We start from the raw sequence: 20,735 nt of genomic DNA on the forward strand, positions 1-20,735 counted from the left end.
CCCCGCCGTTGGGGAAGCTTGGTGCTGCCATGGCGACACCAAAGCTCCCCGCTGCCGGGGCCGGATCAGTGAGTGGGCGGACGTGGTGGCTCGCGGACGCGGGGAGGGACGAGACGTGCCCTCTCACGCGTGGGGCGGGGACGTGCGGTCAGCTGCCGGCCTCGCGGGCGAGGATCGCGGCCTGAACGCGCGAGGTGCAGCCGAGCTTGGCGAGGACGCGGGAGACGTGCGTCTTGGCGGTGGCCTCGCTGATGGTCAGGGCCGCGGCGATCTGGGCGTTGGACAGGCCCTGCGCGATCACCTCGAGCACCTCGCGCTCGCGGTCGGTGAGGTCGTGGAGGCGGGCGACCCGGTCGGCCGCGGCGGCAGCAGCGGGGCCATCGAGGCTGGTCGGGGGCGTGCGCGGTGCCTGCGCCGCGGCGAAGCCCGCGATGACCTGCCGCGTCACCTCCGGCGCCAGCACCGCCTCGCCGGCGGCGACCCGACGGATGGCGTCGGCCAGCGGACCCGCGTCGACCGTCTTGAGCAGGTAGCCGTCGGCGCCCGCCCGCAGCGCCCCCGCGACGTACTCGTCCACCTCGAAGCTGGTCAGCACCAGCACCCGCGACCACCCGGCGGCGACGATCTGCTCCGTGGCGGCCAACCCGTCGACGCCGGGCATCCGGACGTCCATGAGCGTGACGTCGGGCCGCAGGGCGCGGGCCTGCGCGACGGCCACGGCGCCGTCGCCGGCCTCGCCGATCACCTCGAGGTCGGGCTGCGCGGACAGGAGCAGCCGCAGCCCGGAGCGCACGGTCGCGTGGTCGTCGGCGAGCAGGACGGTGATCATGTGGCTTCTCCTGCAGAGGGCAGCGGTATGACGGCGCGGACCTGCCACACCTCGGGGTCGCCGCACTGCTCCGTGCCACCGCCGGAGACGCTGTCCGCACCTCCGCCCGGACCGTCGCCTCGACCGGCAGCGGGCGAGGGAGATGGGCCGGCGTCCAGCCAGCCGCCGAGGGCGGTGACGCGTTCCCGCATCGTGTGCAGGCCCAACCCCGAGGACCCCGACCCCGCAGAGCCCGCCGAGCTCGACGAGGGCGCCGGCGCTCCGCCGACCGACACCACCTCGAGCTCCAGGTCGCCGTGGGCGCGGATCCCCACGACGGCGGACCGCGAGGGGGAGTGGCGACCGACGTTGTGCAGAGACTCCTGCAGCACCCGGTGGGCGGCCTGCCCGACCGCGGCGGGCAGCGGCGGCAGCGGGTCGGGGGACACCTCGAGGCGGACCGCCAGGCCGCGGGCGCGAGCCTGCTCGACCACGCCGGCGAGGTCCTGCGGGCCCTGCAGCAGCGGGGACGAGGTCGCCGCAGGGTCGGGCCGCAGCACCGTCAGCATCGTCTGCAGCTCGCCCATCGCCTGGCGCGAGGTCGCCCGCACGACCCGCAGGGCCTCGTCGCGTGCTGCCTCGCTCTGCAGCCCCGCCTCGGCGTGGATCGCGATGGCGGACAGGCTGCCGGACAGGGCGTCGTGCAGGTCACGGGCCATCTGCTCGCGCTCGGAGCGGCGGGCGTCGGCCTCGCGCAGCTCGGCGAGGCGGGCTTCGTCGGCGGCGCGGCGGCGCTCGGCCTCGACGAGGTCCAGCTGCTTGCGGCTGGAGGCCCCCCACCAGTAGGACGTGCCGAACACGGCGAACACCGTCAGCGCCGTCAGCACGGCCAGGCGCAGGTCACGGGTCGCGGCCAGGGTGACTCCGCCGGACAGCAGGACGGCGCCGGCCACCACCCACTCCAGGTAGTCCACGACGGGACGCCGCCCGTGCAGCCCGGCCGCATAGACCAGCTCGATGGTCACCAGCAGCGACCCCACGCTCCCGCCGAACGCCGCCTCGGCCACGAACACCACCAGGCCCAGCGCCAGGCAGGTCATCGGCCGTCGTCGCCGCCAGGCCATCAGCGCGCACAGCGCCAGCAGCGGCACCGCGTGCCACCACCGGTTGTCGGGCCCGGGCAGGCTGTCGCCCCAGATGTCGACGAGGTCGATCTGCAGGAGCAGCAGCCCCACCACCGCCATCAGCAGCGGCCCGCGCACGTCGAGGTCGACGTCGCGCCGCGGCAGGTCGGCGGTCTGGTTCACCGTGCCATTGCAGCACGCACGCCGCCCTTCCGGCATACGCCGAAGGATGTAGCCCCCACCCGCGAGGATCGGCCGACCGGCCGACGCGCCGCGCACCCGGCCGGGCGGAGGGTCGGGGCATGACACTCGCACTCCTCGGACCGCTGGTCCTGCTCGCCCTGATCGACGCCACGAGCTTCGGCACGCTGCTGATCCCCGTGTGGTTCCTGCTCACGCCAGGCCGGATCCGCGCCGCGCGGGTGCTCGTGTTCCTCGGGACGATCGCCGCGTTCTACTGGGTCCTCGGGCTGCTGCTGAGCGCCGGGGCCGTGACCTTCCTCGACGACCTGTCGGGCTGGCTCGACACCGAGACTGGACAGCTCGCGCGCAAGGTGGTCGGGATCGGCCTGATCGCGATCGGCATCCTGCTCCCAGGCAACCGCAAGGCGCGGAGCGAGCGCGCGAACGACGGCGCCGCGACCCGCGTGAGCCGGTGGCGCGCCCGGGCCATGGGTGTCGACGCGGCCGGCGGCGGCGCGGGTGCGCTGATCGGGCTCGCGCTCGCGGCGGCCACCGTGGAGGCGGCGTCGATGCTGCCCTACCTCGCCGCGATCGGGATGCTCAGCGCGTCCCCCCTGCCGATGACGGGGCGCGTCGTGGTGCTCGTGGGCTACTGCCTCCTGATGATCGCGCCGGCGCTCGTGCTGCTCGCCCTGCGGCTGGGGCTCGGGTCACGCGTCGAGCCGACGTTGCGCCGGCTCGCCGCGTGGATGGAGCGGCAGAGCGGCGAGACCGTCGCCTGGATCCTCGCGATCATGGGCGTCCTGATCCTGCGCGGCGCCGTCTGGGGGTGAGCCGCGGTCATGGGCGCCTCACAGGAACCTCAACGGATCGCGATAGTCCCGCGCCGCAGAGTCGGTGGTGACCGAGGGCAGGTCGTATGTCGGACCGCCCACCGCCCCCACGCCAAGGACCGCACATGACCACGACCACACCACTCCTGCGCCGCCGCCTCTGGCCGCGCACGGCGTCGGTGGCCGCACCTGGCGCCGAGACGGCGACCGGGGCGACCGCCGGGGCGCCGGACGGCATACGGCCGGGCTCGTCCTCCGACCCGACCACCCCCTCGGGCGCGACCACCGTCGCCGGCTCGACACCCTCAGACGCGGCGGCTCCCCGGTGGGCCCGGCCGGCCCTGTGGGCCTTGCTGGCGCTGACCGCGGCCCTCTATCTGTGGAACCTCTCGAGCAACGGCTACGCCAACGACTTCTACGCCGCCGCGGTGAAGTCCGGGACGCAGGACCTCACGGCGTGGGTGTTCGGCTCGCTCGACTCCGCGAACTCCATCACCGTCGACAAGCCCCCGGTCGCGCTGTGGCTGATGGTGCTGAGCTGCCGGATCTTCGGCTTCTCGAGCGTCGCGATGCTGCTGCCGCAGGCGCTCGCCGGCGTCGGGACCGTGGCGCTGACCGCCGCATCCGTGCGCCGCGTGTCCGGCCACGTCGCCAGTCTGGTCGCGGGGCTGCTGGTCGCGCTCACCCCCGTCGCCGCGCTGATGTTCCGGTTCAACAACCCCGACGCGCTGCTCGTGCTGCTGATGACGGCTGCCGCCTACTTCGTGGTCCGTGCGATCGAGACCACCCGCGGCAAGGCGGCGCTGTGGTGGATGGTGGCGTGCGGCGCGGCGATCGGCTTCGCCTTCCTCACCAAGATGCTGCAGGGCCTGCTGGTCGTGCCGGCGTTCGCCCTGGCTTATCTCGTGGCCGCGCGGTTCTCGCTGCGCACGCGTCTCGGTCACCTGGTGGCCGCGGGCCTCGCCATGATGGTGGGTGCCGGCTGGTTCGTCGCGCTCGTGTCGCTGTGGCCGGCGTCCTCGCGTCCCTACATCGGTGGCTCGACCAACGACACGCTGTGGGAGCTCGCGCTCGGCTACAACGGCCTCGGCCGGATCCTCGGCGGCGAGGGCAACGGTGGTGGCGGCGGTGGCGGGGGGATGTTCGGCGGCGCCACGGGCATCACCCGGATGTTCGGGTCGGCCTTCGGCGCCGAGATCTCCTGGCTGCTGCCCACCGCGCTCGTCCTGCTCGTCGCCGGGTTCGTGGCCGCCGGCCGCGCCGCCCGCACCTCGGCCGCCCGCGCCTCGGCCGCCCGCGCCTCGCTGATCCTGTGGGGCGGCTGGCTGCTCGTGTCGGCGCTGATCCTGTCCTTCATGGAGGGCACGGTCCACCCCTACTACTCCGTCGCCCTCGCCCCGGCCATCGCCGCCGTGATCGCCATCGGCGGGCGCCTCGCCTGGGACCGTCGCTCGTCGCTCGTGTGGCGCGTCGTCCTCGGTGGCGCGGTGGCGGTGGCGGGCGTGTGGAGCGTCTACCTCCTGCACGTCCACGCGGACTCGTGGCTGCCGGCGCTGCGCTGGATCGCCCTGGCGGTCACCACCCTCGGCGCGATGGGCTTCGTGGCGCTGGGCGGCGAGCAGCGGTTCCGCAAGGCGGCGGCCGTGGCCCTGCTGGTCGGCTCGCTCGGCGGCCTCGCCGGCACCACCGCCTGGACGGTCGCGACGATCGGCCAGAGCCACACCGGCTCCACGCCGACGAGCGGGCCTGCCGTGGCCGGTGGCGCGGGTCGGACAGGCGGCGCTCCCGGAGGTCAGGCGCCCACGGGTCAGGCGCCCACGGGTCAGACGGGTCCGGCGCCGGCGGGGCAGGCTGGCCCGAGCAGCTCGGCCAGCTCGAGCAGCTCAGCCGGCTCCAGCGGCTCGTCGACGGGCACCACCACGTCCGCCGATGACGTCACGACGCTCCTGCAGAACGCCGGCACCACCTGGTCCGCCGCCGTCGTCGGCGACCAGACCGCGGCGGGCTACATCCTCAGCACCGACACCGCCGTCATGGCGATCGGCGGCTGGAGCGGCACCGACGCCAGCCCGACCCTCGCGGAGTTCCAGCAGTACGTCGCGGACGGCCGGATCCACTACTTCGTCTCCGGCGGGCGAGCCGGCGGTGGCCCCGGCGGCAGCGACAGCACCTCGACCGCCTCGCAGATCACCGCGTGGGTCCAGTCCCACTACACGGCGACGACGGTGGGCGGCACCCCGGTCTACGACCTCACCTCGCCGACCAGCTGACCGAGGCCGTATGCCGGCGCCGCCCGCCCCCACCCCGCGTGAGGGCAGGCGGCGTCGGCATACGAGCCCCGTCGCTGGGGAGACAAGGTGTTGCCCAGGCAGCACCAAAGCTCCCCGACGACGGGGCTGACAGGTGGCGCCGCGCCACCACAGGAACGGGGCCACTTCTGGTTGCTATCACCACCAGGAGTGGCCCCGATGTCAGGGAGCCCCCGGCCTCGGCTCACGCGCCTCCCCGCCCCCTCACAGTTCCACCCCACCTCCAAAGATCGTGAGGGTTTCGTCCAAGAAAGGTGGACGAAACCCTCACGATCTTGGGGGGAGGGGGCGGGTCAGGCGAGGGCGGCGTAGCGCTCGGACAGGTCGCGCAGGTAGTCCTCGAATGGCGCCGCCTCGCGTCCCTCGATCGCGCAGACCAGGTGGTCGAGGTAGAACTCCCACCCGGGTCCGATGTCGCCCAGGGACATCTCGGCGGGGATCTGCGTGTGCCGCAACGTGATCGACGAGCCACCGTCTCGCGCCGCGCGCTCCAGGGCGAGGGGCCACGCGAACGGCGGCGGCGCATCCGAGGCGAGGCCGAGGCGGTGCGGGCGGGAGCACTCGGTGATGCGCATCCCCATCGTCGGGGATCCCTCCTCGCTCGCCATCGTCACCTGGATCGTGGCGCCGACGCGGCCCTCGCCCGACCACGGGCCGTACCACCGGGCGGTGCGGTCGGACTCGGTGATCCAGGACCACAGCTCCTCGACGGGGATCGCGATGTCTCGGGTCAGGGCGAGGGTCAGGCCGTCGTCGTGCGAGACGGTGCCGTGCAGCTCGTGCACCTCAGGCCTCGGCGGGCAGGTCGCCGGTGCCCTGGAAGAGGCCGAACGGCGCGCCGCCGGGCGTGGCCAGGTGCACGAACCGTCCGAAGGGGATGTCCATCGGCCCCATCGTCACCGACGCGCCGAGCGACCGGGCGCGGGCCGTCATGGCGTCGAGGTCCTCCACGAGCAGGTAGGACACCCAGTGCGGGTCGTCGACCTCGGTGCAGGCCCCGATGGTGAAGTGGCCGTCGTCGCCGAGCCTGGCGAGCAGCACGCCGTCGCCCATCGGCTCGGTGGTGAAGCCGAACAGGTCGCGGTAGAACGCGGCGGACCGCTCGACGTCGCCGGTGAGGCAGTCCTGCCAGCACGGGAAGCCGAGCTCGTCGACCGCGCCGTAGCCCACGATCCCCGTCGCCTGCCAGAAGGCCACGGTGACGCCGCCGGGGTCGGTGACGACGGCCATGTGGCCGTGACCGGGGATCTCCGTGGGCTCCTTGAGGATCGTGGCGCCGAGCTCCTGCGCCCTGGCCACGGTCGCCTCGACGTCGTCGGTCGCGAGATAGAGGGAGGCCAGGTCGTGCTGCTGCCCGGGCATGTCCGTGCCGATGCCGAAGACATAGCGGTCGTCGCGGTGGGCGACGGTGTAACCGCCGAACTCCGGGGTGCCGTCGGGGATGTCGTAGCCCAGCAGGTCCCGGAAGAAGGTCGCGGTGGCGGGGATGTCGCCGACCCACAGGTCGAGCCAGGTGGGGGTGCCGGGGGTCTGGGCCGTGGTGCGTGCGGTCATGGGGGTGCTCCTTGCGGACGGTGGAAGGGGGGCCGATGACGTCGTGGGGGGTGCCACGGGGTAGGATGTGAACACCGTATACATGGAGGTGTGATGACCGCAACACCCCGCAGGTCCAGCTATCACCACGGGGACCTCAGGGCCGCCCTGCTGCGCGAGGCCATCGACGTCTCCCGCACGAGCGGCCCCCACGCGGTGACCCTGCGTGACATCACGCGGCGGGCGGGGGTGTCCGTCAACGCCGCCTACCGTCACTTCGCGGACCGGGACGCGCTCATGCTGGTCGTCGCCGGGCACGGCCAGGGGATGTCGGCACGCGCCATGGAGCGCCGCCTCGACGCCCTGCACGAGCCCGCCGGACGGGACCGGATGCGGGCCGTCGGGCTCGGCTACATCGACTTCGCGAGGGCGGAGCCGGGGCTCTTCCAGGCGGCCTACCTCGAGCCGGTCGACCGGGCCCGCACCGAGGATCCGGTCGCCTACGGTGACAGCGGGCGGACGCCATACCAGCTGCTGTCCGACGCCCTCGACCAGATGGTCGTCGACGGCAGCCTGCCCCCGGAGCGGCGCCCGCACGCCGAGGTCCCGGCCTGGTCGGCGGTGCACGGCTTCGCGATGCTGGTCGTCCAGGGTCCGCTGCGCGAGCTGCCGCCCGAGGCGGTGGACGCGTTGTCGGAGCGGGTGGTCGACAGCATCGTCGTGGGGGTCACGCAGGTATGACGGACCGCCCGTCACCCGTCCGGACGCATCCCGCCCGGCGGTGAGGGCGGGCGTCGTACGGTATCCCGGTGCCTGACCATCTCCCGCCCCCCGTGGCGCTCGGCGACGTCGCCCGCCGCGGCCCGCAGCGGGGCCAGGCCGTCCTCACCGACGCGTCCGCCCACGTCGACGCCGTGCTGACGGCCGTCGCCGCCCTCGACCCCGTCGCCCTGGGGAGCGCGCTGGACGACGCCTTCGCCGCGGGCTCGGTCGAGCACGTCATCCAGCTCGTCCTCATGCCGCTGCTCCGCGAGATCGGTGACCAGTGGGAGAGCGGACGGCTGGGCGTGGCGCACGAGCACCTGGCCAGCGGCGTCCTCGCGCGACGGCTGTCGGCGCTGGCGCTCGAGGTGGAGCCCGGCACGCGCCACACGGCGGTGCTCGCCTGCCCGCCCGGGGAGCGGCACGACCTGGTGCTCAGCTGCTTCGCCCTGCTCCTGCAGCGCGAGGGCTGGCGGGTGCTCCTGCTCGGCGCGGACACCCCCACCGCGGCCATCGCGGTGACCTGTCGTCAGTCCTCGGCCGACCTGCTGGTCCTGGCCGGCTCCCGCCCCTCGGTCTTCACCTCGCGGTCGGCGAGCATGCGCCGGCTGTGCGCGCAGTACCGCACGGCCCTCGGAGGTGGTGGGGCCCGTCCCGAGGTCGCGCGCGAGCTGGGTGCGGCGCTGCTGCCGCCCGATCCCGTGCAGGCCGTCGACGTGGCGGCGCGTCTCGTGCGCGAGCCCGGTCCGGGGCCTGCCTCGATGGACGTCGCCGACGACTCCTTCGCGGGCGCCTCCTGAGGTCTGTGGGGGACTCGTGGAGCCTGTCCCGGGAGCGCTGACCGGCCGCTCGCCGGGCGTCTGCCTCCTGGGCATGGTCGGGGTCTGTCGGTCCTGGTGGCTAGGGTGGGGCAGTCGGGGTGGTCGAGGAGGTCTCAGTGGTGCAGCTGGTGCAGGCGACCCGCCTGACCGATCTGGACGCGGTGGTGCTGGCTCGCCTGTGCGGGTCGGGATCGGTCCAGCGCGGGCAGGCCTATGCCCGTCGAGATCGGGTGCTCGACATCGTCCCGTCCGGTGATCGTCGGCGCCTCCACGGCACCGTCGAGGGGTCCCGGGCCAAGCCCTACGCCGCCTGGGCCGAGCTGCGCGACCATCCCGGGCGACCCGGGCACTCGAGCTGGACCTCGTCGTGCACCTGCCCCGTCGGCGCCGACTGCAAGCACGTGGTCGCCCTCATCCTGCAGGCCCAGGTCCGCGACGCCGAGGAGCGCGCCGAGTCCGGCGCGCTCGACGACTCCGGTGGTCACTGGTGGCGAGGTATGCCGCCCGCCCACCGCGCCCACTGGCGCGACGCCCTCGGCGCGGTGGCGGCCGAGGACGTCCCCGATCGCGTGGCTCTGCAGCTGGCGGTGACCCAGCCGCCGCGGGGTCGTGGCGACTGGGGCTCGAGCATCACGATGACGCCGCTGGTCGAGGGCGCCCGCGGGTGGATCCGCACGGGCATCAGCTGGACCGGGCTCGACCCCGGCGCGCTCTACGGCACCGTCAAGGCCGACATCGACCCGCTGCAGGAGCAGGCGCTGCAGGAGATCACGCGCGCGGTGCGAGCTCGACGCACGGGTTCGGCCTACGCCGCCGTCGAGCGCGTCACCCTCGGCGAGGTGGGCCCCGCCGCGGTGCGGCTGCTGCGCGACGTCGAGCAGTCCGGGGTCGCCCTCGTCGACGAGCAGGGCCGCCCGGTGCTGGTGCCCGAGGAGTCCGGCCGCTTCGAGCTGCACCTGGAGCGTGAGGAGACCGAGCGCGGGTCCGAGGTCGTCATGCGCGCCCACCTCGCCCTCCCGCCCAGCCTCGACGGCGTCGAGACCGAGCCGATCGGCCTCCCGGCCGTCGGGGTTTACGCCACCACGGACGACGGCCTCGTGATCGTGGGGCTGGACCCGCCGCTCACGCGCGTCGAGGAGTCCCTGCTGCGCGAGAGCTCCCTGCGGGTGCCGATGGAGGACTGGCCGAGCTTCGTCATCGAACAGCTGCCGGCGCTGCGGCGCCGCGTGCACGTGGTGCTCGACCCCGACCTCGAGACCGAGGCGTCCGCCCAGCCCCGCCTGCTCGTGCAGGTGACACCGCATCCCGGGCACCGCACCGAGGTCCGGCTGGGCTGGCGCTACGACGTGGCGGGGCAGCACGTCGACATCCCCCCGGTCGCGCGCGAGGTGCCCGCGCCCCCCGCCGGCGGGGCGTCCCGGCGGGCTCGCCACTCCCAGCGCTGGTCGCCGCGCGACCCCGCGGCCCGAGCGGCCGAGCGGCTGCGCGACCACGAGGCCGAGGCGCTCGTCGTGGGTCGGCTCGACGACGTGCTGCGACCCCTCCTGGCGGGTGCCCTGCCGATCGGCACCGACTGGACCCACGCCCACGGCGCCACCCTGCAACCTGCTCAGACCATCGCCCTGGCCGACGTCCTGCCCACCCTGCGCGACGACCCGGACGTCGTCGTCGAGCAGGCCTCGGAGCTGCCGGACTACGTCGAGGCCACGTCGGCGCCGGTCGTGTCCCTCGGTCTCGACGACGCGGACGACGGCGGTGGCGCGGTCGACGGTGGTGCGACCGGCGGTGGTGCGGCGGGCGGTGGCGGCCCGGACTCCCCAGAGGCCGACGCCCTCACCCGCTCGGCGACCTCCGCGGGCGGTCACGGCAGCAGGAGCACCGACTGGTTCGACCTCGACGTGTCGGTGACCGTCGACGAGCAGGACGTGCCGCTGCGCGAGCTCATCGTGGCGCTGACCACCGGCCAGGAGGTGCTGGTGCTGCCCTCGGGCACCTGGCTGCGGCTCGACGACGAGCGCCTGATCGCGCTCGCGGCGATCCTGCGCGAGGCGGCCGACCTGCAGGACGAGCCCGACGGGCCGCTCCGGGTCAACGCCCTGCACGCGGGGCTCTGGGACGAGCTGGTCGAGCTCGGGGTCGTCGAGCGCCAGAGCAGCCGCTGGCAGCAGACCGTCGACGCCCTGCTGGGGCTCGCCTCCGGCGACCGCCCCGTGCCCGAGGGCCTGCAGGCCACCCTGCGGCCCTACCAGCTCGACGGCTTCCAGTGGCTCTCGCTGCTGTGGGAGGCCCGGCTCGGCGGGATCCTCGCCGACGACATGGGCCTCGGCAAGACGCTGCAGACCCTCGCGATGGTGCTGCGCGCCAAGGAGCGCGGCGACCTCGCGGACCCGCTGCTCATCGTGGCGCCCACCAGCGTCGTCGGCACCTGGGCCTCCGAGGCCGCCCGGTTCACCCCCGACCTGCGGGTGACCACCGTGATGAGCACGTTGCGCAAGAGCGGTGCCACGCTCGAGACGGTGATCGAGGGCGCGGACGTCGTCGTCACGTCATACGCGCTGGTCCGGCTCGACGAGGACGCCTATCTGTCGCGGCGCTGGGGCGGGCTCGTCCTCGACGAGGCGCAGTTCGTCAAGAACCACCAGGCCAAGACCTACCAGGTGGTGCGCCGCCTCGACGCGGGCATGAAGCTCGCCATCACCGGCACCCCGCTCGAGAACTCCCTCATGGACCTGTGGTCGCTGCTGTCCGTGGCTGCGCCGGGGCTCTATCCGAGGCCCGTCGAGTTCCGCGACACCTACGTCAAGCCGATCGAGGCCGGCGAGGGCGCCGAGCTCCTCACCACGCTGCGTCGCCGCATCCGCCCGCTGATGATGCGCCGGACCAAGGAGCAGGTCGCGCGCGAGCTGCCGCCCAAGCAGGAGCAGGTCGTGACGGTGCCGCTGCACCCGCGGCACCGCACCATCTACGACCGGCACCTGCAGCGCGAGCGGCAACGCCTGCTGGGGCTGCTCGACGAGGACTTCAGCAAGCACCGCATCGCGATCCTGCGGGCGCTGACCGCCATGCGCCAGCTCGCGCTGCACCCCGCCCTCGTCGACGGGTCCCACGCCGGCGCCGGCGAGAGCGCCAAGATCGACCTGCTCGTCCAGCACCTCGGCGAGCTCGCCGCCGAGGGCCACCGGGCGCTGGTGTTCAGTCAGTTCACCGGCTACCTGCGGCTGGTGCGCGAGCGGCTGGACCGTGAGGGCATCGACTACAGCTACCTGGACGGACGCACCCGCAACCGCGCCGAGCGCATCGAGGACTTCCGCACGGGCACGCAGCCGGCGTTCCTGATCTCGCTCAAGGCCGGCGGCTTCGGGCTCACCCTCACCGAGGCGGACTATGTCTACGTCCTCGACCCCTGGTGGAACCCCGCCGCCGAGACCCAGGCCATCGACCGCACCCACCGCATCGGGCAGGACAAGCACGTCAACGTCTATCGCCTGGTCTCGGAGGACACCATCGAGGACAAGGTCGTGGCGCTGCAGCAGCGCAAGCGCGAGCTGTTCGCCCAGGTCGTCGACGACGGCGACGCGATGTCCGGCGCGGTCACGGCTGACGACATCCGCGGTCTTCTCGACTAGAGGGGGCCTGGTCCTTCCCCTGTCGGCGGCCTGGATCAGAGGTCGTCATACGCCCGAATGGGTGACCAAAGAGGGGGGCAAACCCGAACGTTCCTCACCGTGCGTGTCCACGGCGGACACTGTGCTCATGTCGACACCGACGTCGCCCGGCCACGAGCCCGGCGCCATGCAGCAGAGCTCCGCCCACCAGCCGCAGGGCTGGTTCGCCGCACCACCCTCGGGACCGCCCCTCGACCGGAGCTTCCGGACGCTCGGCACGGCGCTCACCGTGCTGATCGGGCTCGTAGGACTCCTCGAGCTCGCCCAGCTCGCCGGGGGCATCCGGATGCTGCGACTCCTCGGCGAGGTCGGTTCCGGCCGCGAAGGGCTCGACTCCGACCTCGACGCCGCGGACCGCCTCACCCTCCAGCTGCTCGTCCCCTATCTGCTGCTCCTGCTCGCCGCCGGCATCTGCTGGCTGGTCTGGCAGCACCGGCTCGCCTCGAGCGCGAGGGTCGACCGTCGCGCGGTGCGGCGGTCGCCGGGCTGGCACGTCGGGTCGTGGTTCATCCCCGTCGCGAACCTGTGGTTCCCCTTCCAGAACGTCAGCGACCTCGACCGCGGGCTCGGGCACTTCTCCGACCGGGATCGGCGCCCGCCCCTGGTGGCGTGGTGGGTGCTCTGGCTGCTCGGCCTCGCCGTCACCCGCGTCTCGTCGGCGACGAGCTCCATGGCCGACACGCGTCTGGAGGCCGGTCAGGTGGAGGACGCGGTGTCGCTGATGTCGACGTCCGTGACGATGGACCTGGTGGGCACGATCCTCGGTGCCGTGTCGGCGATCCTCGCGATCCTGGTGGTCCGCAACCTCACCGAGCGCGCGACCCGGCCGGCCGACACGCCCTGGACCAGCCCCCACACGCACGTGCGGGCCGACCCGGGGACCCCGGGGACTACGGGGACCACGGGAGGTGCCGTCGGGTGAGCGTGCGGCCCGGCCTCGGACGCGGCTTCAGGCGCCTCGGGACCGCCGTCTGCGTCCTCGTCGGCGTGGTCGGTCTGCTGGACGCGCTGCTGCTCCAGGTGGGGATGAGCACGGTCGAGGCCTTCTACGACACCGCCACGGACGACGCGACCCACCAGCGTCAGCTCGTCTCCCTGGACCAGTGGTCGGTCGGCACCATGATCGTCTACGCCCTCGTGTTCCTGCCGGCCGGGGTCTGCTGGATCGACTGGCAGGGGCAGCTCGCGTCGAGCCCGCGGCTGGAGCGCGCCGGCGGCCGGCTCCGACCGGGGTGGCACGCCTGGGCGTGGTTCGTCCCCGTGCTCAACCTGGTCCTGCCCGCCCTGGCGATGCGCCAGCTCGATCGGGGCCTCGGGGTGCCCGGCCGTCGTCGGCTGCGCTCCCCGCTGTGGGTGTGGTGGATCTCCTTCGTGCTCAGCGTGGTTCTCGGTCGGTATGCCGCCTGGCGCGCCTACGCCGTCGAGGATCTGGTGGGCGCGGGGGACCTGGACCGGGCGATCGACCTCTACGAGCGGTGTCTCGTCCTCGGCGTGATCGGCAACGCTCTCGGCGTCGTGGCCGCGGTCCTCGCGATCGGGATCCTCCACGACCTGACGACACGAGCCCTGGAGCCGGTCCGCGACGACCTCGCCCCCGCCGCCGCGCGCTGACGTCGCGACCGGGTGGGCGCGGGCGTCATACGGCCTGGTGGGTGAGGAACAGGTGTGCCCAAGGTGCGGCCGGACCGCGATTTTGGCTCGTGGTGGGGTCCTTGGTGTGCGCGAGGTGCGTCGGGACCGCGACTTTGCCCCACGACGCGACGGCCCCCACCTCGATCAGGTGGGGGCCGCCGTGGCTCGGGTGAGGGGTCAGCTGCGCTGGTCGCGCGGGATCCAGTGCTGGTCGGTGGGGCCGGTGTAGATCTGGCGCGGACGGTAGATCCGACCCTTGGGGTCGTCGTGGATCTCCTTCCAGTTGGCGATCCAGCCGGGCATGCGACCGATCGCGAACATCACCGTGAACATGTTGGTCGGCAGGCCCATCGCGCGCAGGATGATGCCGCTGTAGAAGTCGACGTTGGGGTAGAGCTTGCGCTCCACGAAGTAGTCGTCGGACAAGGCCGCGTCGGCCAGCTCGCCCGCGATGTCGAGCAGCGGGTCCTCGATCTGCAGCTCCTTGAGCATGTCGTCGGCCGCGGCGCGCAGGATCTTGGAGCGGGGGTCGAAGTTGCGGTAGACGCGGTGCCCGAAGCCCATGAGCTTCACGCCGTCTTCCTTGTTCTTGACCTTCTTGACGTACTCCGAGACCGGGATCTCCTGGTCCTTGATCTGCTGCAGCATGTCGATCACCGCGACGTTGGCGCCACCGTGCAGCGGACCCCACAGAGCGCAGACGCCCGCCGAGCAGGACGCGAACATGTTGGCCTCGGAGGACGCGACCATGCGGACCGTGGAGGTGGAGCAGTTCTGCTCGTGGTCGGCGTGGAGCAGCAGGAACAGGTTGAGCGCCCGCGACACCGCCGGGGTCGGCTCGTAGTCCTTGTAGGGCTTGGAGAACATCATGTGCAGGAAGTTCTCGCCGTAGCGCAGGTCGTAGCGGGGGTAGACGATCGGCTCGCCCACGCTCGACTTGTAGGCCGCCGCCGCGATGGTGCGGACCTTGGACATGAGGACGGCGGCGGCCCGCTCGATGCCCGCGTCGTCGTCGGCCTCCCACACCTCGGGGTCGTGCGCCGAGAGGGTGTTGATCATGGCCGACAGGATCGCCATGGGGTGCGCGTTGGTGGGGTAGCCGTCGAAGTGCTTCTTCATGTTCTCGTCGAGCATGGAGTGCTCGGTCAGCATCCCCGCGAACCGGTCGCGGTCGGCCTGCGTCGGCAGCTTGCCGAAGATCACGAGCCAGGCGGCCTCGATGAAGCTGGACTTCTCGGCGAGCTCCTCGATCGGGATGCCGCGGTAGCGCAGGATCCCCTGCTCGCCGTCGATGTAGGTGATGGCGGACTTGCACGAGCCGGTGTTGCCGTAGCCGTCGTCCAGGGTGATGAACCCGGTCTCGGAGCGGAGCTTGCTGATGTCGATGCCGAGCTCGTGCTCGGTGCCCTCCACGACAGGCAGGTCGTATGACGTGCCGTCGAGCTCTAGGCGGGCGGTGTGGCTCATGCGTGACCCCTTCTTCGCGGTGAGTGCGATGTCCACCCGTCACTCTACGAGCCAGCGCAGGCGGGTGCAGGTGCGGAGCGGGGCGCTGCGGAGGGCGGCACGCACGGCGCGACCACCGGCTGTGACGCGCACCACGCGCGAGCTGCCGCACGAGCTGCCGGGCGAGCGCGGGTGGCGCCCGGCTCGGCACGGCCGGCTATCGGGACAGGTAGACCGTCCGGACGAAGGTCACGGGCTCGGAACCCTGGTTCTCGTAGGCGTAGCGGCAGTCGCTCGCCAGCCGCGCCGACCCACCCGCCGGGACGCTCCACCGGTCCGCGCCCACGCTCAGCGTGAGCTCGCCCTCGAGGACGTGGAACAGCTCGGCGGACCCGGCCGGGTCGGGCTGGCCCTGGTAGGAGTCGCCGGGGGCCAGCCGCCAGCGCCACAGGTCGACGCTGCGGTCGCCGGTCACCGACTGCAGCAGCTCACCGGTGCTCCCCGCCGGCGTCGACCACACGAGCCGCCGCTCGGCCGGACCGCCGACCGTGACGGGGGTGTCGGTGCCGTCCTGGTCGAGCAGCGCCCGGAAGTCGGTGCCGACCTGCCGAGCGAGCCGGGTCATGGTGACGAGGCTCGGGTTGGCCTGGCCCCGCTCGATCTGGGTGAGCAGGCGACGGCTGATCCCGGCGCGGTCGGCCAGGTGCTGCACCGTCCAGCCGCGGTCGGTGCGCAGGCGGCGCAGGCGTGTGCCGACGTCCGTCAGGAACTGGTCGTCCAGGGTGCCGGCGCCGGTCTCGTCGGCCCCGGCCGCGGTCTGGTCGACGCCGGGCGTGCTGGTCTCGCTCACACCGCGAAGAGCTGGTCGAGGTCGCGGAAGGCCTTGAACTCCAGGGCGTTTCCCGACGGGTCGAGGAAGAACATCGTCCACTGCTCTCCCGGCTCGCCCTCGAAGCGCACGTAGGGGTCGATGACGAAGTCGGTGTCGACCGCGGTGAGTCGGTCGGCCAGCTCCTGGAAGCGCTCGACCGAGAGCACGAGCCCGAAGTGCGGGACCGGCACGTCGTGCCCGTCCACGGGGTTGGTGCCGGCGACGGCGTTGGTGTGGTCGTCGACCTGGTGGGTGACCACCTGGTGGCCCTCGACGTTCCAGTCGGTCCATCGCACGTCCGACCGGCCCCGGGGGAACCCGAGGACCTCGCCGTAGAACGAGCGCGCCGCCTCGATGTCGTGCACCGGGATCGCAAGGTGGAAGGGGGGACGGGTGGAGCTCTCGGAGGTCGTCATATGGGAATTATGCTGCACATCGATGGGTAGTCAAGTGCCCGTCGGTGCGAGTGCCGCTCACCAGGGGTGTGGCTCGTAGTCCTTGAGGAAGACGCCGTGCAGGTCCTCGCCGGCCTCGCCGCGCACGATCGGGTCGTAGACGCGGGCGGCGCCGTCCACCAGGTCGAGCGGGGCGTGCCAGCCCTCGGCGGCGATGCGGAGCTTGTCGTCGTGGGGGCGCTCGTCGGTGATCCAGCCGGTGTCGACGGCCGTCATCAGGATCCGGTCGGTCTCGAACATCTCCCCGGCCGAGGTGCGCGTGAGCATGTTGAGCGCAGCCTTGGCCATGTTGGTGTGCGGGTGCCCCGGCCCCTTGTAGCGGCGCGAGAACTGCCCCTCCATCGCCGACACGTTGACGACGTAGGCCCGCCGCGCGCCGGCCTCCACCGCCGCCCGCATCGCCGGGCGCAGCCGGCTGACCAGGACGAACGGCGCCGTCGCGTTGCACAGCTGCACCTCGAGCAGCTCCAGCGGGTCCACCTCGTCGACCGTGTGCGTCCAGGAGTTGGTGCGCTGCAGGTCGGGCAGGAGCCCACCCGCGTCCACGGCCGTGCCGGCGCGGTGCGCGTCGAGAGAGGCGTGGCCCGCGGTGAGGGCGAGCCCGGTCATCTCGGCGGCCGTGCGCGCGGCGAGCACGTCGGGGGTGGCCTCGGGGGAGGCGCCGGCCCCGTCGGGCAGGTGCTGGGCGGCATACGTGCGCAAGGTCCCGGCCAGGGCCGACGGATGAGCCTCGCTGACCCGCTCGAAGGTCACCATCCTCGGGCGCAGGGCGGCGCCGGCCAGCGGGAGCGACTCCCCGTCGACGAGGTGCGAGTAGGCGCCGGGGGAGCGGCGGACGGTCTGCGCGGCGTTGTTGATCAGGATGTCCAGCGGCCCGGCGCTCGCGACCTCGTCCGCGAGACCGACGACCTGGGTGGGGTCGCGCAGGTCGGTGCCGATGATCGTGAGCCGGTCGAGCCACTCGTCGGCGTCCGCCAGCGCGGCGAACCTGCGCGCCGCGTCCCGCGGGAAGCGCGTCGTGATCGTGAGGTCGGCGCCGTCGCGCAGGAGGCGGAGAGCGATGTACATGCCGATCTTGGCGCGCCCACCGGTGAGGAGCGCCCGGCGGCCGCGCAGGTCGGTGCGCTGGTCACGACGCTCGTGGGAGGCGGCGGCGCAGCGCGGGCACAGCCAGTGATAGAAGGCGTCGACGGTCGTGTAGGTGTCGTGGCAGATGTAGCAGCCGCGCGGTGTGTGCAGCTCGCCGGCGACCGCGCCGGGGGTGGGCGAGACGAGGGGGATCCCGCGCGTCTCGTCGTCGATGCGCAACGGGCTGCCGGTGCCGGTGGCGGCGAGGACCCGCCGGTCGTGCTCGAGCAGCGGCCCGCGGACCTCGCGACGCGCGTCGGCGCGGCGGGCCTTGCGGATCCGGTTGCGCATGGTGCTGGTCGCGCGCTTGACGGTCTCGATGTCGGGGTGGCCGGCGGGGAGCCCTGGCAGCTGCGCGAGGACGCGGAGGGTGGTCGCCAGGTCGTCCGGGTCGATGCCGTATGCCGCCCCGCCGCCCACCTCGCCGCCCGCCGCCCCGCTCGCTGCCGCCCCGCTCGCTGCCGCCCCGTCTCCTCCGTCGCTCACCTGCCCAAACCTACCGGCGGCGAAGGCATCGACCGGCCGTCGTTCGCCAGGCTGATGCCTCTACCGGCGGCGGGTCAGACGTGCGAGGCCAGCCACGGGTCGACGACGGCGTGGAAGGCATCGCCCCGGGAGCGACGCACGCAGTGGTCGGCCCCGTCGATCACCGCCACCTCGATGCGGGGGTTGCCGACCTCCTCGATCGCGGCCCGCACGGTCTGGTCGATGATCACCGACTCGGTGCCGGTCACGACGAGCGTGGGCACCTGCAGGGCCGCGGCGATCTGCTCCCACGGCTCGTCGAGGACGGCCCGACCCACGGCGAGGAAGTCGTCGTCGCCGTCGGCCTTGGCCTGGGCCCACGGTCGCAGCTCGGACTGCGGCCAGCTCGGGTTGCGGGTCCGGCCCTCCGCCACCAGCGCGTCCAGGTCCGAGCGCGCACGACGTGCCTCGGCGACGCGGTCCTGGGCGGCCTTGCGGGACCGCGGGGTCCCCACCTCCGGCCCGCCGGCGAACCACACCGGGTCCTCCAGGACGGCGGCCAGCACCGCGTCGGGCATCCGCGCGGCCAGCGCTGCGGCCAGGCCTCCACCCATCGAGTGACCGGCGACCAGCACCGGCGTCGCGTCCTCGTCGACGAGGCGGGCGACGAGGGCCCGGAGGGCGTCATACGCGCTCTGCATCGGGTCGGGAGAGGCGAGCTCCTCGGGGGTGAACCGTCGAGATCGCCCGTGCCCCAGGGCATCCGGGGCGATGACCTGGCATGCCGACCCCCACCGTCTCGCGGCGTCCTCCCACGCGGGGCCGCTGTCGGTGAGCCCGTGCAGGAGGACCAGGCGTGGTGATCCGGACGGGGCGTCGCCGTCCCAGGTGTGGACCGCCAGGCCCGATGCGTCCGTCGAGGTGATCCAGGGTGTGCCGGTCATGCCTCCACGGTATGTCTCTGGTGGCAGGTGACGACGAGCTGGAGGCCCGATGGATCCGATCGACCAGGAACGCGACGAGACGCACGCGGAGCGGATGGACCGCAACTGGAACGAGCTGCTCCAGGAGCTGCGCGTCACGCAGACGGGGATCCAGGTGCTGGCCGGCTTCTTGATCACCCTGCCGTTCCAGCAACGGTTCTCGACGCTGGGGGAGGCGCAGGAGAACCTCTATCTCGTCGTCCTGGTCGCCGCGCTCGTGTCGATCGTGCTGCTCATGACGCCGGTGATCATCCACCGCGTGCTCTTTCGCCGGGGCGTGAAGCAGCAGGTCGTCGAGGTGTCCGACCAGCTGGCGCGGGCGGGGTTCGTGACGCTGGCGATCACGCTGGTGCTGGCGGCGGCGCTGATCGTGTGGGTGGTGACGGGGTCGACGGGCGGCTGGATCGCCGGCGCCGGCGTGGGTCTCGTGGTCGTCGGTCTGTGGCTCGTCCTGCCACTGGTGCTGCGGCGCCGCGTCTGAGCCGCCCCTCCCCGACCTCCTTGACTTCGGGAATGATCGGCGTATGATGGTAGTTGAAAATTCAACAAATAGCCACCAGGACCTATTGAGGAGAACTCATGACCACGCTCCAGCAGCTCGACGGCACCTACGTCATCGACCCCGCCCACAGCCAGCTCGGCTTCGTCGCCCGCCACGCGATGGTGACCAAGGTGCGCGGCACCTTCTCCGAGTTCGAGGGCACCGCGACCACCGGCCCCGACCTGCAGGGCGCCCAGATCGAGCTGACCGCGCAGGTCGCCAGCGTCGACACCCGCAACGCCGACCGCGACGGTCACCTCAAGACCGGCGACTTCTTCGAGGTCGAGACGTTCCCCACCCTGACCTTCCGCTCCACCGCCGTCGAGGCCGCGGACGCCGACACCCTGCGCGTCACCGGCGACCTGACCATCAAGGACGTCACCAAGCCGGTCACCATCGACTTCGAGTTCAACGGCGCGGCCACCGACCCCTACGGCAACCAGCGCATCGGCTTCGAGGGCTCCACGACCATCGTCCGCAGCGAGTTCGGCATCACCTTCAACGCCGCGCTCGAGACTGGCGGCGTGCTCGTCTCCGACAAGATCCAGCTCGAGCTCGAGGTCTCCGCGATCAAGCAGGCCTGACCTCGCGAGCCGGCCGTATGACGAGAGGCGCCCACCCCGCACGGGGTCGGCGCCTCTCGCGCGTCTGCGCCCATCCGGCCCCTGGCTCACTCGCCGGGGAGCACCTGGGCGATGTCGGCGCGCAGGTCATCGGGCGACGTCGTCGGGGCGTAGCGCTTGACGACGCGGCCCTGCGGGTCGACCAGGAACTTGGTGAAGTTCCACTTGATGGCGCCGCCGAGGACGCCGCCCTTCTCGCTGCGCAGCCAGGCCCAGAGCGGGTGGGCCCCGGACCCGTTGACCTCGACCTTGTCGAACATCGGGAACGCGACGCCGTAGTTCCGCGTGCAGAACTCACCGATCTCCTCGGCGGTCCCGGGCTCCTGGTGCGCGAACTGGTCGCAGGGGAACCCGAGGATCGCCAGGCCCTGGTCCGCGTACTCCTCGTGGAGCTTCTGCAGGCCCTCGAGCTGGGGGGTGAGCCCGCACTTGCTGGCGGTGTTGACGACGAGGACCGCTTGGCCCGCGTAGTCCGCGAGCGGTCGTTCCTCGCCGGTCAGGGTCGTCGCGGTGAAGTCGTGGAGGGTGAACGGCATGACGTGCTCCTTGGTCG

The 20,735-nt window shown here is 72.8% G+C and carries 19 protein-coding genes; 9 read left to right on the top strand and 10 right to left on the bottom strand.

The window, feature by feature from the left end:
* Positions 1 to 148: 148 nt before the first annotated feature.
* Together B4K29_RS05820 and B4K29_RS05825 are read right to left on the bottom strand one after the other, a co-directional pair.
* The gene (locus B4K29_RS05820; protein WP_286966608.1) at positions 149 to 829 is read right to left on the bottom strand and encodes a response regulator; all 681 of its coding nucleotides are present in this window, start codon (positions 827 to 829) and stop codon (positions 149 to 151) included.
* Positions 826 to 2,115 (bottom strand): sensor histidine kinase, encoded by a 1,290-nt coding sequence (locus B4K29_RS05825; protein ID WP_286959779.1) that lies wholly within the window; start codon positions 2,113 to 2,115, stop codon positions 826 to 828. Before B4K29_RS05825 ends, B4K29_RS05820 begins: the two co-directional genes overlap by 4 nt.
* Before the next feature lie 119 nt (positions 2,116 to 2,234).
* Between B4K29_RS05825 and B4K29_RS05830 the strand changes: the two genes are divergently transcribed.
* Both B4K29_RS05830 and B4K29_RS05835 read left to right on the top strand, forming a co-directional pair.
* Complete coding sequence (locus tag B4K29_RS05830; RefSeq protein ID WP_286966609.1) at positions 2,235 to 2,948, top strand: GAP family protein; 714 nt, start codon at positions 2,235 to 2,237, stop codon at positions 2,946 to 2,948.
* A gap of 125 nt (positions 2,949 to 3,073) precedes the next feature.
* On the top strand, positions 3,074 to 5,218 hold the full coding sequence (locus tag B4K29_RS05835; RefSeq protein WP_286966610.1) for a glycosyltransferase family 39 protein: 2,145 nt from the start codon (positions 3,074 to 3,076) through the stop codon (positions 5,216 to 5,218).
* A 332-nt stretch (positions 5,219 to 5,550) separates the two neighbouring features.
* Here B4K29_RS05835 and B4K29_RS05840 read toward each other — a convergent pair whose 3' ends face one another.
* The gene (locus B4K29_RS05840; RefSeq protein ID WP_286966611.1) at positions 5,551 to 6,042 is read right to left on the bottom strand and encodes an SRPBCC domain-containing protein; all 492 of its coding nucleotides are present in this window, start codon (positions 6,040 to 6,042) and stop codon (positions 5,551 to 5,553) included.
* Between the two features lies 1 nt (position 6,043).
* Positions 6,044 to 6,811, bottom strand: a complete 768-nt coding sequence (locus tag B4K29_RS05845) for a VOC family protein (RefSeq protein WP_286966612.1) — start codon at positions 6,809 to 6,811, stop codon at positions 6,044 to 6,046.
* Positions 6,812 to 6,904: 93 nt separating this feature from the next.
* Here B4K29_RS05845 and B4K29_RS05850 point away from each other — a divergent pair, with 93 nt between their 5' ends.
* The 5 genes from B4K29_RS05850 (at position 6,905) to B4K29_RS05870 (ending at position 13,649) form a co-directional block, all read left to right on the top strand.
* A complete protein-coding gene (locus B4K29_RS05850) occupies positions 6,905 to 7,531 on the top strand; it encodes a TetR/AcrR family transcriptional regulator (RefSeq protein ID WP_286958174.1) in 627 nt (208 codons plus the stop codon).
* A 68-nt stretch (positions 7,532 to 7,599) separates the two neighbouring features.
* On the top strand, positions 7,600 to 8,352 hold the full coding sequence (locus tag B4K29_RS05855) for a cobalamin B12-binding domain-containing protein (protein WP_169516829.1): 753 nt from the start codon (positions 7,600 to 7,602) through the stop codon (positions 8,350 to 8,352).
* A 137-nt stretch (positions 8,353 to 8,489) separates the two neighbouring features.
* Positions 8,490 to 11,999: a DEAD/DEAH box helicase gene (locus B4K29_RS05860; protein ID WP_286966613.1), complete on the top strand. Its 3,510-nt coding sequence runs from the start codon at positions 8,490 to 8,492 to the stop codon at positions 11,997 to 11,999.
* Positions 12,000 to 12,126: 127 nt separating this feature from the next.
* Positions 12,127 to 12,960: a DUF4328 domain-containing protein gene (locus B4K29_RS05865; protein WP_286966614.1), complete on the top strand. Its 834-nt coding sequence runs from the start codon at positions 12,127 to 12,129 to the stop codon at positions 12,958 to 12,960.
* Positions 12,957 to 13,649, top strand: coding sequence for a DUF4328 domain-containing protein (locus B4K29_RS05870; RefSeq protein ID WP_286966615.1), 693 nt, complete (start codon positions 12,957 to 12,959; stop codon positions 13,647 to 13,649). The genes B4K29_RS05865 and B4K29_RS05870 overlap by 4 nt, the downstream gene beginning before the upstream one ends.
* A gap of 198 nt (positions 13,650 to 13,847) precedes the next feature.
* Here the strand turns inward: B4K29_RS05870 and B4K29_RS05875 are convergent, their stop codons facing one another.
* The 5 genes from B4K29_RS05875 to B4K29_RS05895 all read right to left on the bottom strand — a co-directional run bounded on the left by B4K29_RS05875 (position 13,848) and on the right by B4K29_RS05895 (position 18,979).
* Complete coding sequence (locus B4K29_RS05875; RefSeq protein WP_029211148.1) at positions 13,848 to 15,137, bottom strand: citrate synthase; 1,290 nt, start codon at positions 15,135 to 15,137, stop codon at positions 13,848 to 13,850.
* 196 nt (positions 15,138 to 15,333) lie between these two features.
* Positions 15,334 to 15,966 (bottom strand): helix-turn-helix domain-containing protein, encoded by a 633-nt coding sequence (locus B4K29_RS05880; protein ID WP_019286737.1) that lies wholly within the window; start codon positions 15,964 to 15,966, stop codon positions 15,334 to 15,336.
* A complete protein-coding gene (locus tag B4K29_RS05885) occupies positions 15,963 to 16,403 on the bottom strand; it encodes a VOC family protein (RefSeq protein WP_286966616.1) in 441 nt (146 codons plus the stop codon). The genes B4K29_RS05880 and B4K29_RS05885 overlap by 4 nt, the downstream gene beginning before the upstream one ends.
* Positions 16,404 to 16,460: 57 nt before the next feature.
* Complete coding sequence (locus B4K29_RS05890) at positions 16,461 to 18,056, bottom strand: SDR family NAD(P)-dependent oxidoreductase (protein WP_376786835.1); 1,596 nt, start codon at positions 18,054 to 18,056, stop codon at positions 16,461 to 16,463.
* 74 nt (positions 18,057 to 18,130) lie between these two features.
* Positions 18,131 to 18,979 (bottom strand): alpha/beta fold hydrolase, encoded by an 849-nt coding sequence (locus B4K29_RS05895; RefSeq protein ID WP_239264469.1) that lies wholly within the window; start codon positions 18,977 to 18,979, stop codon positions 18,131 to 18,133.
* 49 nt (positions 18,980 to 19,028) lie between these two features.
* Here B4K29_RS05895 and B4K29_RS05900 point away from each other — a divergent pair, with 49 nt between their 5' ends.
* Entirely contained in the window at positions 19,029 to 19,499 is a 471-nt protein-coding gene (locus B4K29_RS05900) for a DUF6328 family protein (protein WP_239264471.1), read from the top strand.
* Between the two features lie 98 nt (positions 19,500 to 19,597).
* Positions 19,598 to 20,143, top strand: coding sequence for a YceI family protein (locus B4K29_RS05905; RefSeq protein WP_029211151.1), 546 nt, complete (start codon positions 19,598 to 19,600; stop codon positions 20,141 to 20,143).
* Between the two features lie 86 nt (positions 20,144 to 20,229).
* Here B4K29_RS05905 and B4K29_RS05910 read toward each other — a convergent pair whose 3' ends face one another.
* Complete coding sequence (locus B4K29_RS05910) at positions 20,230 to 20,718, bottom strand: glutathione peroxidase (RefSeq protein WP_286966617.1); 489 nt, start codon at positions 20,716 to 20,718, stop codon at positions 20,230 to 20,232.
* Between the last annotated feature and the right edge of the window lie 17 nt (positions 20,719 to 20,735).

The sequence above is a fragment of the Arsenicicoccus sp. UBA6765 genome, assembly GCF_002453335.1.
In the GTDB taxonomy this organism is placed as follows: Bacteria; Actinomycetota; Actinomycetes; order Actinomycetales; family Dermatophilaceae; genus Arsenicicoccus; species Arsenicicoccus bolidensis.

Excerpts from the sequence above, each read along its gene's own strand:
- B4K29_RS05820 (WP_286966608.1), bottom strand. The coding sequence starts at position 829 with ATGATCACCGTCCTGCTCGCCGACGACCACGCGACCGTGCGCTCCGGG.
- B4K29_RS05830 (WP_286966609.1), top strand. The coding sequence starts at position 2,235 with ATGACACTCGCACTCCTCGGACCGCTGGTCCTGCTCGCCCTGATCGAC.
- B4K29_RS05835 (WP_286966610.1), top strand. The coding sequence starts at position 3,074 with ATGACCACGACCACACCACTCCTGCGCCGCCGCCTCTGGCCGCGCACG.
- B4K29_RS05845 (WP_286966612.1), bottom strand. The coding sequence starts at position 6,811 with ATGACCGCACGCACCACGGCCCAGACCCCCGGCACCCCCACCTGGCTC.
- B4K29_RS05850 (WP_286958174.1), top strand. The coding sequence starts at position 6,905 with ATGACCGCAACACCCCGCAGGTCCAGCTATCACCACGGGGACCTCAGG.
- B4K29_RS05865 (WP_286966614.1), top strand. The coding sequence starts at position 12,127 with ATGTCGACACCGACGTCGCCCGGCCACGAGCCCGGCGCCATGCAGCAG.
- B4K29_RS05875 (WP_029211148.1), bottom strand. The coding sequence starts at position 15,137 with ATGAGCCACACCGCCCGCCTAGAGCTCGACGGCACGTCATACGACCTG.
- B4K29_RS05885 (WP_286966616.1), bottom strand. The coding sequence starts at position 16,403 with ATGACGACCTCCGAGAGCTCCACCCGTCCCCCCTTCCACCTTGCGATC.
- B4K29_RS05895 (WP_239264469.1), bottom strand. The coding sequence starts at position 18,979 with ATGACCGGCACACCCTGGATCACCTCGACGGACGCATCGGGCCTGGCG.
- B4K29_RS05900 (WP_239264471.1), top strand. The coding sequence starts at position 19,029 with ATGGATCCGATCGACCAGGAACGCGACGAGACGCACGCGGAGCGGATG.
- B4K29_RS05905 (WP_029211151.1), top strand. The coding sequence starts at position 19,598 with ATGACCACGCTCCAGCAGCTCGACGGCACCTACGTCATCGACCCCGCC.
- B4K29_RS05910 (WP_286966617.1), bottom strand. The coding sequence starts at position 20,718 with ATGCCGTTCACCCTCCACGACTTCACCGCGACGACCCTGACCGGCGAG.